The sequence below is a fragment of the Nitrosospira sp. CT genome (assembly GCF_059489795.1).
Genome location: NZ_JCAHZJ010000044.1, coordinates 1 through 12,333 on the forward strand (window position 1 = coordinate 1; position 12,333 = coordinate 12,333).

Annotated in this window: 8 protein-coding genes and 1 pseudogene; 1 reads left to right on the forward strand and 8 read right to left on the reverse strand. The window is 49.7% G+C overall.

Annotation, left to right across the window (positions count from 1 at the left end; translation table 11 throughout):
• The 4 genes from AC52W5_RS07840 to AC52W5_RS07855 form a co-directional block, all read right to left on the reverse strand.
• Nucleotides 1–1,124, reverse strand: a 1,124-nt coding sequence (locus tag AC52W5_RS07840; RefSeq protein ID WP_495670594.1) for a mannose-1-phosphate guanylyltransferase/mannose-6-phosphate isomerase, incomplete at its 3' end; no start/stop codon positions are given.
• A 17-nt stretch (nt 1,125–1,141) separates the two neighbouring features.
• Nucleotides 1,142–2,191, reverse strand: a complete 1,050-nt coding sequence (gene galE, locus AC52W5_RS07845) for a UDP-glucose 4-epimerase GalE (protein ID WP_495670595.1) — start codon at nt 2,189–2,191, stop codon at nt 1,142–1,144.
• A gap of 161 nt (nt 2,192–2,352) precedes the next feature.
• Nucleotides 2,353–3,471: a non-hydrolyzing UDP-N-acetylglucosamine 2-epimerase gene (gene wecB, locus AC52W5_RS07850; RefSeq protein ID WP_495670596.1), complete on the reverse strand. Its 1,119-nt coding sequence runs from the start codon at nt 3,469–3,471 to the stop codon at nt 2,353–2,355.
• Nucleotides 3,472–3,818: 347 nt separating this feature from the next.
• On the reverse strand, nt 3,819–4,838 hold the full coding sequence (locus tag AC52W5_RS07855; RefSeq protein ID WP_495670597.1) for a glycosyltransferase family 2 protein: 1,020 nt from the start codon (nt 4,836–4,838) through the stop codon (nt 3,819–3,821).
• A gap of 1,371 nt (nt 4,839–6,209) precedes the next feature.
• Here AC52W5_RS07855 and AC52W5_RS07860 point away from each other — a divergent pair.
• Nucleotides 6,210–9,326, forward strand: coding sequence for a right-handed parallel beta-helix repeat-containing protein (locus AC52W5_RS07860; protein WP_495670598.1), 3,117 nt, complete (start codon nt 6,210–6,212; stop codon nt 9,324–9,326).
• 132 nt (nt 9,327–9,458) lie between these two features.
• On the opposite strand, the gene AC52W5_RS07865 is transcribed toward AC52W5_RS07860, so the two are convergent.
• From AC52W5_RS07865 to AC52W5_RS07880, 4 genes and pseudogenes are all read right to left on the reverse strand, one after another.
• The gene (locus AC52W5_RS07865; RefSeq protein WP_495670599.1) at nt 9,459–10,157 is read right to left on the reverse strand and encodes a class I SAM-dependent methyltransferase; all 699 of its coding nucleotides are present in this window, start codon (nt 10,155–10,157) and stop codon (nt 9,459–9,461) included.
• Between the two features lie 269 nt (nt 10,158–10,426).
• Nucleotides 10,427–10,930, reverse strand: a complete 504-nt coding sequence (locus AC52W5_RS07870; RefSeq protein ID WP_495670601.1) for a glycosyltransferase — start codon at nt 10,928–10,930, stop codon at nt 10,427–10,429.
• Entirely contained in the window at nt 10,906–11,388 is a 483-nt protein-coding gene (locus tag AC52W5_RS07875; RefSeq protein WP_495670600.1) for a hypothetical protein, read from the reverse strand. Before AC52W5_RS07875 ends, AC52W5_RS07870 begins: the two co-directional genes overlap by 25 nt.
• 762 nt (nt 11,389–12,150) lie before the next feature.
• Nucleotides 12,151–12,333: pseudogene (locus tag AC52W5_RS07880) on the reverse strand (IS5/IS1182 family transposase); the annotation flags it as partial.

Consider the following 12,333-nt stretch of genomic DNA (forward strand, 5'->3'; position numbering starts at 1 on the left):
TTGCTCATCTGCGCGACCAGAATGGCATCCGGAGTTTCCACTACCACCATATCCTCTACTCCTACGCACGCTACAAGCCGATGTTCCGACACAGCAAGCACGTTATGACAGTTATCCAACAGCACATCGCCCTGCGATACATTGCCTTGATGATCCTTGGGCAACACCTGCCACAAGGAATTCCAGGCGCCAACATCGGACCAGCCGGCCGACAGCGGCATCATTACTCCCGCCGGAGCTATCTCGCCAACGGCAAGGCGTTCCATTACAGCATAGTCGATCGAGTCGCTCGGGCATTGCAAGAACGCCTCTTTACCGACACGAACAAAATCTCCATCCGTAGATCGTAATGCCCATGCCGACTCGCAGGCCGCCAGAATATCGTTCCGGCATAATCCGATAGCCGAGAGCCACACTGAAGCGCGCAGTATGAACAAGCCGCTGTTCCAAAAATAAGAACCCGCATCGAGATAAGCTTGCGCCGTGGCGAGATCGGGCTTTTCCACAAAACGCGCAATACGTCTGCCGCCACTCGTTCCGATCATCTCACCCGCCTGTATGTAGCCGTAGCCTGTCTCGGGTGAGTCAGGCGTAATGCCGAAGGTAACGACTGCGCCTTCGGCTGCAAGGACAACACCTTTGCGTACTTCTGCCTGAAAACTGGGTTTATCCAGAATGACGTGGTCAGCGGGCATCACCAGCATGACCGGATCCTCGCCTTCGCTCGTCGCAGCCAAAGCGGCCAGGGTTAGTGCCGGAGCGGTGTTACGTCCGGTTGGCTCAAGCAGGATAGTACCTTTTGTTTCCATCAACCGCAGTTGCTCAGCAACCACAAAACGGTATTCCTCATTGCAAACGACCAACGGTACCTCAACTGGTATATCCGTGAGACCCTCCATGCGCCGTAACGTGACCTGCAATAGCGACTCATCCCCGATCAACCGCAAGAGTTGCTTGGGATATTGCTCGCGAGAAAGGGGCCACAAACGTGTGCCCGACCCCCCTGACAGCACCACAGGGATTAATGACTGCACGGAAATTTCACCGATGAGGTTGATATATTTTCTATTTGCAACAGAAGTGGTTCCTCCTGCCCGCCAGGAGCGCGGCGGAAAGAGGAACATTCGCGCTGCTTCATGTTTTAAACCTCACGTCCATATCCTTCAGGATTGGCGCTTTGCCACCGCCATGTATCCTCACACATCGCTTTCAGGCCACGCTCTGCCCGCCATCCCAGCAAATCATAGGCCAGTTTTGCATCGGCATAGCAGGAGGCTATATCCCCGGAACGACGGGGAGCAATTCTATAGGGCACTTGTCTACCGCTTGCGTGTTCAAAAGCTCTTACCATTTCCAGCACGCTATAGCCTGTCCCGGTTCCGAGATTTACCGTCAGGCAACCTCCTTGCTTGTTAACAACTTCTGTACTGAGTACCGCGGAGTTTTTCAGCGCTTCGAGGGCTTTGAGGTGGCCTAGCGCCAAATCGACAACGTGAATGTAGTCGCGCACACCTGTGCCATCCGGTGTGGGATAGTCGTCGCCCCACACATTCAGATATTTCCGCCGCCCAATCGCAACCTGGGCCACGAAGGGCATGAGGTTATCGGGGATGCCTCTGGGATCTTCCCCAATCAATCCGCTGGCATGAGCTCCTACTGGATTGAAATACCTGAGTACGGCGCAACGCCAGGAAGGATCGCTGCGGTACAGATCGCGCAGAATTTCCTCAATCATCAGTTTGCTCCGCCCATAGGGATTCGTGGCAGAGAGAGGATGATCTTCCGTTAATGGCAACCATCTTGGCTCGCCATAAACAGTGGCGGAAGAACTGAATACCAGCGTTTTCACCCCACACTCATTCATCGCTTCTAACAAACGAAGCGTACCTGCAACGTTATTGTCGTAGTAAGCGAGCGGTTGCTTTACCGACTCTCCCACGGCTTTAAGGCCGGCGAAGTGGATGACTGCCGTCGCTGCACTCTCTTTCAAGGCTTTGGTCAAGGAGGAGCGATCACGGCAATCCCCTCGCACAACGCGGAGTTTTTTTCCGGTGATATGCTCAGCTCGCCGTAATGCCTCAGGGTGACTGTTACAAAAATTGTCGAATACCGTGACATTAAAGCCTGCTCCGAGTAATTCCACACAGGTATGAGAACCAATATAACCCGCACCACCGGTAATAAGAATCATGGGGTATCCTGATTGAACACTAAGGTCACTCTATATATACTCAATGTCTCACTTCAGTTTTATCATCATTTCACCCAGAAAGCATTTTCTTCTTTCGCATCGAATTTACCAAATCGATTATAAAAACATAGCCTGAGTTGCTTCAAAGTTGCTTCAATGTATTACGAATCACAGGCAAGCTCCATTGCAAGTATTTTGACGATTCGCTCCGCTGCCCTGCCATCCCATAAATGAGGACGCCGCCCTTGTTTGCCTTCCCCGCGCAATACTTTCCGTACCTCGTCAACTATCCGCGCCGGTTCAGTGCCAACCAGTACATTGCTACCCTCCTCGACGGTCACCGGACGTTCAGTATTCTCGCGAATAGTAATGCATGGCACACCCAGAGCCGTGGTTTCTTCCTGCAGACCCCCACTGTCGGTCAACACGACAGCGGCGTCTTTCCAGAGATTGAGGAAAGCCATATAACCCTGAGGGCCCACCAGTGTAATGCGGGACTCCAGATCAATTTCGAATTTCTCCAGATTATTGCGTGTGCGTGGATGTACCGGGAAAATTAGGGGTAATTCGGTTGCGATTTCCGTCAATGCGTTGCCAATGCGCATCATTACCTCCGCACTATCCACGTTGCTTGGCCGATGTAACGTAATCACCCCATAGCGTCCGTTATTCATACTGTGGGCTATTTTGAACTCGTTTGTTTGAAATAACGTTGTATCAATGTTGGCAAGCTTTTCCACCTGATATAACAAATTATCGACCATTACATGTCCAACATAGTGGATCATGGAATCATCCTTGCCCTCGCGTTTTAAATGTGCGAGCCCGCTAGGTTCTGTAACAAAAAATAAATCCGAAATGCTGTCAGTAACCAGGCGGTTGATTTCTTCCGGCATGGTCATGTCGCCGCTACGCAAGCCGGCTTCAACATGGGCCACAGGAATGCCGAGCTTCTTCGCAACGATCGCGCAGGCTAGCGTTGAATTCACATCACCCACCACCAGTACGGCGTCAGGCCGATCCGCCTGGCACAGTTCCTCGAAAGCGACCATAATCTTGCCGGTCTGCTGAGAATGGCTACCGCCGCCTGCCGCCATGAAGACATCCGGCGCAGGAATACCCAGTTCTTCAAAAAATACATCATTCATATCCCGGTCGTAATGCTGACCAGTATGAATAATTTTGAAACCCAACCCGCCATGCGCTCGCATGGCACGCACGATAGGGGCAATTTTCATGAAATTGGGACGAGCACCAGCAACCAGATAAATACGCTTCATATCGATTGCGCCCTCTGCGCCCTGCTATCCGCCGTGCAAATGAAAGAAAAGTGGTCACACTTTCCACCACAGCTAAACTCGCATAAGCACTCAGTACATAAGTTAAAAGAATTTCGCATCTGAATATTGTTCTGCTGGGGGCATGAGAAACAGCAGCCTGATATCAAAAAGATAAACGATAATCGTGGTTTTCTATTTCCCAGTTATCGCAACTGAATCTCTCTGATAGGGCACAAACACCTACCACGCCCCACTTTTAGTTAAATTATCCTGCGTTGCAGTGGATTGCGACCACTTTTTAGATACCAGCAGAACTTATTGAATAGAAGGAACTGTCGTCCCTTAGATCAAACGATCTCTCGTGCGGCGATTGGTATGTATGGATCAGCCAGAGGCCGGCGTGAACCGATCAGGGCCGCCGCGGTTGAGATGTGCCAGTTGATCAAGGAGAACCATGCCAGTTGCACATCCTGTTTCTTGACAGCGAGCATCGTCCACAGGCACAGCCAGACTCCAAATTCGAGCGCCAGCCAGAATCTCACTGTATCCCCCAGGCCATTTCCAAGTAAGATCGCGATTCCCAAGATAACGAAATGTATTGCTGGCGTAAGGATCACAGTCCATTGGCTTCGCAGGGCCCGCCACCACCAGGCCTTTCCAAATGCTAAACGCAGGAACATGCCAGCAGCATGGGAACGGCGGTTTCTCCAAAGTCGGCGTATCATGCTCCAATTTGATTCCGTATGGCCGGTATGCAAAACAGCAGGCTCAGGTAATCGGAATAATCGCCATCCAGCAGCGCGCAGACGAAAGCCTAATTCAGCCTCTTCAAAAGCCGGGAGCCATCGGTGCGCAAGATAACCGACGGACTCAATAGCTTTGCGCCGATAAAGGCCTCCACCCCCCAACTCATCCACTTCTATTCTTTGGCTCAAAATACCCAGCGTCTGCGCACGTCTCGAGTCCGCAGCAGTTCGTATCTGCCTATCCAAAAGTTTGCCGCCGACTCCGGCGACATTCGGTTCCCTTTCCAGCACATTCAGCGCGTGGGCAATAAAGCCGGTCTGCAACTCCATGTCACCATCGAGAACGTAGATATATTCTCCCTGCGCGAACTGATAACCGAGCTGAACGGCAGCGCCACAGCCACGATCTTCCTGGCGGGAAAACTGTACAATACGAACGGGATAGGAGCGCGCAATTTCAACGGTCCGGTCCGTTGAAAGTGAATCAACCAAAATCACTTCCCCATCAACTGACTGCGCCTCACGCACGGCCGCAGCCAGACAATTTGCAATCTGCGCCTCCTCATTGAGGGCCTTGATAAGGATACTAATCCGTCCCTTGCGTTTTGTCGGGATACTCATGCTTTGGACCGCTGTATACCTATTCGCATATCACCTGTCACCACAACCGCTGATAAGCGGAACATCGAGCATAAACGCTAGCTGCGCTGACTTCATTGAGTATTGGCTTAATTCTGCTTTCTGCCGCCCGTCGTAATATTGAAAGTCAAGCGCCTGTAATCCCACGATCCAAAAAGCAAATTTGCTGATTCAAACCTGGTTACAGTTTCAGGACGGTGAAAGCGGATCCCGTGCATCAATCGATAACTTTACATCATAAAAAGAGAATATAGAAGCGCTGATAAACACCGCTCGGTTCAAGATATAGCATAAATAACAAGAGGTAATGTTTGTCGTCCTCAGTTTTGTGGTAAAAACATGCCGAGAACGCTCCTTCATATTTTTATTAATCCCCCAGGTTTGCAAGAATATCGGCATATTTAACGATGCTCGCTTGCCCTCCATAGCGTTGTCAGACGCTACATTGATCACCTGTATCCCTCAATTGAAATTATCGCGTGCGAGAGAATACACATCTGGTCAGGTGTGCGATGCGGGAAGTTCATCAGCCAAAGCGCGAAGACCTGGGGTCGTGGAGGGTTACAAAAATCTTTCAGGCTCCACAGATTAGATAGGTCTCTTCGACAGAGTTGTCTCGACAGGGTCAGGGCGAATGCTAGCCGGAAAGCTGCTGAACATCAATAAGCCGTCTCTCAACGCGATTGCCAATCGATACTGAACGAGCAAATTACTGAGCAGGTTTTCCAGGCGGAAAATGGTATGTTTTTCCAGAAACAAACATCGGTAAAAAATCATCCTTTTACTATCCTTTTTCCGCGGTTCAGAAGATTAAAGCCCGCGTATAGTCCACCTCGAATTAATTTTTTGCAGCTCAATCCGTAAAGGGCATAAGGAACAAACCTGTAAAAGCGGGAGAGCAACGTCACCGGTCCTGACCATTTTCCAAAAGGCACGACGGCAAAAAAACAATCTAGCCATTCCGGCATCCGATTGTTACGAGCTTTTATTGGAAAAACCGAGGCCCGCGTCGCTTCCTCATTTCTGCCGCCAGTGATGCTTGACGTATGCGACTACGTGTAGCGTAGCTCGACAGATACAAGGAGCACCTGAAACATGGAAATCAATAAGCACAACCTGGAGCTCAACAAAGCTTCACTTTGCAGTACTATCGCTGATGTAACGTTAACATCAATCCGGTCGGGTTGGGTAAGTCCCCGCGGGAGCCTCTTCTGCAAAATCACGCGCCTCTATTGCATCGCAATTGACTGTATAGATGCGCTTGAATTGCTGCTTAAAACATCGCGTTACTTATCAACAAGTCTCTACCAACCCTATCTAATTCCTATAAGTTATCTTTGGAAAGATTATTCGATGACAATCACCAAAAAAGCACTTCTTATTACTGCATTATTCATTCTGCCGCACTACGCTTCGGGCGCCACCTATTATGTGGACTCCAAACTCGGCAATGACTCATGGTCCGGCAATCTGTCGGAGCCTGGCGGTACCACTTTCGCCGATGGACCGTGGCAGACTCTAGCCCGGGTGGCGAGGGCCAACCTGCTTCCGGGCGACTCCATCCTTCTCCGTTGTGGGCAAGTCTGGCATGAGACTCTGCGACTAGCAGCCTCCGGCGGCGTCTCTCAGCCAATCCGAATAGCCGCCTACCCTACGCCCTGCAACGCGAAACCGCTGATTGATGGGAGCACCACCATCCCGGCTCACGCGTGGAGCCTTGGAGAGGCAGGGAAGTACAGCAGTACCTTCCCGGTCAACATTATCGAGAATGGCCAGTTTGATCAGGGTACAGCCAAGTGGAACAGCTGGTCCTCGGACGGCTCGCTCAACATCGCTGTCAGCAGCACGAACTGTGCCTCCGGCGCAGCTCCTTGCCTCGCTGCCTATGGGGGAACCAGTTCCACCCTCTGGTGGGCGGCCAGCTCCTACAGCTTTTCGCTCGAGGCTGGGATTAACTATGAACTCTCCCTAGCTATATGGATTCCCGCAGGGAAGACTGTCCAGGTAAACATACGTCGTGCGGCCCCGCCATGGGATACAGTAGCCGCTATAACTACCATTGTTGGAAATAATTCCTGGCAGACTGTTAATTTGCCCTTCCAAGCGCCCGAATCGATCGAGCATGCGCGTCTTGATCTTCAGGGCGCCGGGAGCACCATCTTTCGCCTTGACAATATAAGCCTTACTCCTGTTGTTGGCGCGCCAATGGCGCTTTACGTCGACGACACACCTCATTCAATCGCTCATCATCCAAACCGAGGACACGATTCGAAGACACCGGAATCGCCATATTTTTTGCTTACTTCGGATGCTGAGATGGCAAATAGCCTTCCGCTTAGTAGCGACATGTCCCCGCCTACCGCTGGCCAATTGTCGCACCCTGGCGTCTCTGTCTTCGTCCGGTCATCTGGCTGGAGACTCGAACGCAAGCTTATTTCTGCCGTTAACCAAGGTTGGCTATCGCTGGATTCTCCTACCAAATATCCTTTGCGCAAAGGATATGGCTATTTTTTCACCGGCGCACCATGGATGCTTGACGAGCCAGGTGAATGGATCTACGACATTCTCGATAAGGCGATTCACCTTCGCCCCAATGACTTGGCAGAGCCAGGGAGCCGTGTCTTTGTCGTTCACCTCCAAAACGGCATTGACCTCTCTGGACGTACAGACATCGAGCTACAGGGCTTGGCAGTCAAGCGTGTCGGCAAGGGAATCGATCTTTCTCGCAGTGCTCGTGTTGCCGTTATCGATTGTCATATCGAGGAAACTGTTGAGGAAGGGGTGCTGGCGGCAGTATCGAAAGACAACCTGGTCCAGAATAACCGGATTATCAACACGGGTCTAGATGCCGTAAGCGGTATGCTTGCGGGACTGAGATCAGCCGAGGGCTTGCGGGTCCTGGGTAATCAAATTGAAGGCAGCGCCGTACGGGTTCAGAACGGCCACATTGTATCCCTTCCGCGTCCCTCAATTGCTGCCATCAATACCGGCGCCGGCGCCACTATTGATGGAAACAGCATTCGTGACGCGGCTTATCACGGCATACTTGTTGGCCCCAACAGCTCGGTAAGCCGTAACAACATCGAAAACGCCTGCGCTGTAATGGACGACTGCGGGGGAACCTACGTGTATGGTCTAAATCACAATAGCAAAATCGAAGATAATATTATCCGCAATCTGATCGGTAATCTCCACGGTCATCCCGGTACGCGACCGCACACGTCAGGAATTTATCTGGACGAACCTGGCTCCGACGTTACGGTTACCGGAAACACCGTGGAAAACGCGGAGCACGGCATTCTACTGCACAACACTGCGGGCAATCTTATCCATCGCAACACACTTTACGGAAATCGCCGCTACCAGATCTGGTTCCAGGAAGGAACTCAAAGTTTCGACCCCGCGGGCGACATTTCCGGCAATACTATCACCAATAATCTCATCTTTCCGCTTGGTGACGCTCAGGGAGTAGTGGCGCAGTCTGTCTTTTCGAGCACCGCACGCTTTGCGAGCTATGACTTCAATTACCACTCGGCATTAGTATCCCAGCGGATCGCGCGGGAACGCTGGGATGGGGGTGAGCTGGAATATGACTTCATCGAATGGCAATCAGCGCGTACTGACGGTGTAGCCCGAAATCTCGACCCGAACGGCAAACAAATTACTCAAGCGGGCTACACCAGCTTCCAGGTCCAGGGTGAAAGCCTTCTCACGCCAATCGATATGACCACGAGCGCTCCAGGCTGGCGAGCTTGGAGTGACAGTGCAGGCGCAATGGCCTCGGTTGGAACCTGTGGCTCTTCACCCTGTATCAGGATGAGCGCTATCGGCACCCCGAGCATGCTGATATCGCCAAATTTTTCCGTTGAGGCGGGTCGCTGGTATCGCCTGACATTCGATATAAAGACTGAAGTTGACAATCAGAGAGTCGTGATTACCCCCAGACGAGGAGGCGGGGGCGACAATGGTTATGAGCTATTTAGCCGCGGGAAGACATCAATTTACGGAAGCCCGGGCTGGAAACGTCATGCCTTACTCATCGAGTCGACTTCAACCATAAAAAAGAACGACCCCGTTACCGGAGACAATGGCGCGCGTATCGATTTTTATGTCGAATCGGGGAAAGATATTACGATCGCTAATGTGGAGATAGTTCCTCTGCAGCAAGTAGGCGCGACGCTACGCACTGCACTGTTAACCAACTCGAGCGGTACCGAATCAGAGATCTCCTGCCCGGATGACGGCACCATTTCAACTATGTGCGGTCAATACGTTTCATTCGTCGATGGGGCGCCGATTACTTGGCCACACTTGGTGGGTCCGTACTCATCTGAAATTATCTACACCCGCCACTCTACTCTTATCGATTCGGATGGAGATGGCATTGCCGACATACAGGATCAATGTCCTGCGACACCCCTGTCATCCGCTGCTAACAGTCACGGCTGTCCTCTTCAGTTGAGCTTCTGACTGCGCAGTCTCATCATAGACCAGCTGGAATTTTTGAAGTGCATAAATTGCGACAAAAATTCCAGCTAAATACAAAGTTCGAGCACAGGATTTTGGTAAATCAGGATAAAGGAAGGTGGTTTATAAGGTGAGTTACTTAGCCAGAACCAATAATGAGAATCCACCAAGTATTCTGACTGCAAAGTCACTATGAAGCTTAAAGAAAAGCTTTCTCGGCAGCTTCATTAGACTGGATTTTAAAGAACGATTAGAAAGTTCAAGCGAACTTCCCGTGTAAAAATAATCAACAATTTCATATCCTGTATCCTTCAAGGTTGCCAAAGCGGTTTCCTTGGTAAAATATTGAATGTGGCCGACAGACTCCCTGACATTTGAAATAGGTGAAGCCCGGAGTACGGATTGAACGGATAAGTCCAGTGGAATATGAAATATTTTATATGTACCTCTTATCCTAAGCTTTCGAAGAAAGCCAAAATAATCCTCGATATGTTCAAAAACGTCGATTGCCATTACGACATCGAATGTTTGGTCTGGATGATCAAAGAGACTCTTCAAGTAAAATTTAAGATTATCTTTTTCTTTATATCTGCAAATCTCAAATGCTTGCGGGGAAATTTCATATCCAGAAAAAATCACGTCGGAATACTCGGTTGACAGGCAGTTCAGTATCTCCCCCGCGCCGCAGCCCACCTCACATAAAGTTGTCGGAACAATCTTATTTTTTCTGATTATTCTGGATATTTGACTTGCTTTCCATGCAGAATCTTCTTCGTGCCAACCGGGATTTTTTTTGAGATAGGTTCCGTTATCGTATATGCTGTTATCACTCATAGTTCGAAGCCCCTCTTTTTTTCAAATCGCAAGAAATACAGATAATACTGTCTGACCTGCCGTCAAAATCAGCAACGGTCTAAAGTGGAAAATTCCGACTCCTTTGCCGGATAAGGCATTTCCCTTGCCCGAGGGGCGATTCAGCAGGGTTGCCACTACAGTGCAGAGCCTCAGCAATGCGCAGGCCTGCTTCAAGCAGACTCGATATCGATCATACAGTTCATCGACGAGAAAACGTTTTGGGGGAAGGCTTCAGAGGTTTTTATCGGTCATTCCCAGCCGGTGATGAAATCTCGGATCGCCTCGATCAGTGCAGGTGATACTTCAGTAGAACCAGATGGTCTTATGTTTGATCCCCGTGAACGGGAAATAATCTCCTGAAGATCTGATGCATCGTAAATAACGGCAATACCAGCTTTTTCTTTCAGCCGCCTTACAGTGGCCATCTGATGGTCGTTTCGATGCTCGTTTAGATGCTCCCGCCGAGGCATGACAATAATCGGTTTTTGAAACTCCATGGCAAGGAGAATATTTCCGATTCCAGCATGAGACACCATTAAATCCGCAGTGCTACACTTTTGCCTAAACAGCACTGGGGAAATGAACCTTTCCCAATTCATATGTTTCGGAATATAGCTACTATTGCCAATTTGGGCAAATACTTGCTCGGACGGGTTGCTACCCGCCCAAGAGTCCATAGCCTTGACCAGCCGGTCGAAGGGTAGCTGCGTCCCAACCGTAACAAGGATCAGAGGATATCTCCCTTGTAGTATGGGCCACCAGGTTTAGCAATGTGCGGCCATTGGGTCAACCATAAGTCAGCGTAAGGCTGCACAAGCTTGGTTGACAGCGATAACTCTTCAGCATTGGCAATGCTTTCCAGCCATATGGTACGCGCGCCGAACCACTTGCCGAACTTTAGTGCGAAGTAGCCAGGTGCGGCACCTGTAGAGATAACGATATCTGGTTGCTCCAGCACTATGAGTAAAAATATCTGTATAAACGTGAGTACCATACGGAGCTTGGTGTGTCTGTTCGCATCGAGCACAATGTAAAGGCGTTCTCCGGGGACTTGGCTTTGGCTGCCTTTCTGGGTAGTAATATAGACCACCTCGTGCCCCGCGAAGGCTGGACGTAAACGCAAAAGCTCGATCCAGTGACCTCCGGAGGACGACACTGCAAGAATCTTTTTGCATCGGCCCTCTTTTTGCTGTTTATCAATACAATTCATATTGGCCGTAATTATAATTATATGAAAAAGCAAACTATAGCCTTATTAGTATAAGCAAAAACCGTGCCGTATAGCTTTTTCTTGCTAAAACACTAGTTTACGTAGCTAATTCTGCTTTTCAGAGGCGCGAGTGTAAGAAATTACGACAAATATTGGGTAACTCTGGTCCCGCTGCTGACCAAGACGGAAAAAAAACAAACTGCAGGCTTCCCTTCAAAATCTTATATTTATCGGGCCATAAAACCAACGCGGGGATTTTGGCCAGCTTATTGCTTTTCCTTCATTGTTGAAATAAAATAAAATAATTCTCATTCAATGAGATAATAAAAATTATTTCAAATTCTTATTTCCTCATTTCCTGCTTTCAGTTCCGTGTTTTCAAGACGAGACATGAGACACAAGGCATTTTCGTCACACGGAATGCGCCCGCAGCAGCTCACGTAAAGTGAGACCAGAAATAATACCCTGTAAGCGTTGAAGGAAGAATTTTCTTAACCATCCCGTCGGGATGAACGCCTGCGCGTGAACCGCGGCTTTTTAGCCAGCCAGCTCCTCCGGAGCAAGCCAGCCAGTTTATATTTTTTTATCCGTTTTGCCGGAGAGTATGGGCTGTGAGTAATAAAAATCTGCAAGATACCGATTTGACGAATACTTCGTGGCTTGCTTCAAATGGAACATGTAAGAGTTGCAGAGCTGAGGGGTTGAACTGCGTGCCTTCCCTTAAATAATAAGCCTGTTCAAAAGAACAGGTCTGTTGACGTTTCACATTGGGAGCCAGAGGATGATACAGGCCATGGCTACCATACTCTCGTAATTTCTCTTCAGCTTGTCGAATCGTGATGCTACAGCCCGATAATGCTTCAAGCGGGCAAAGGTGTTTTCCACCAAATGCCGATACCGATACAATCCTCTATCCAAATCCGCGTTGCCTTTGACTGAATTACG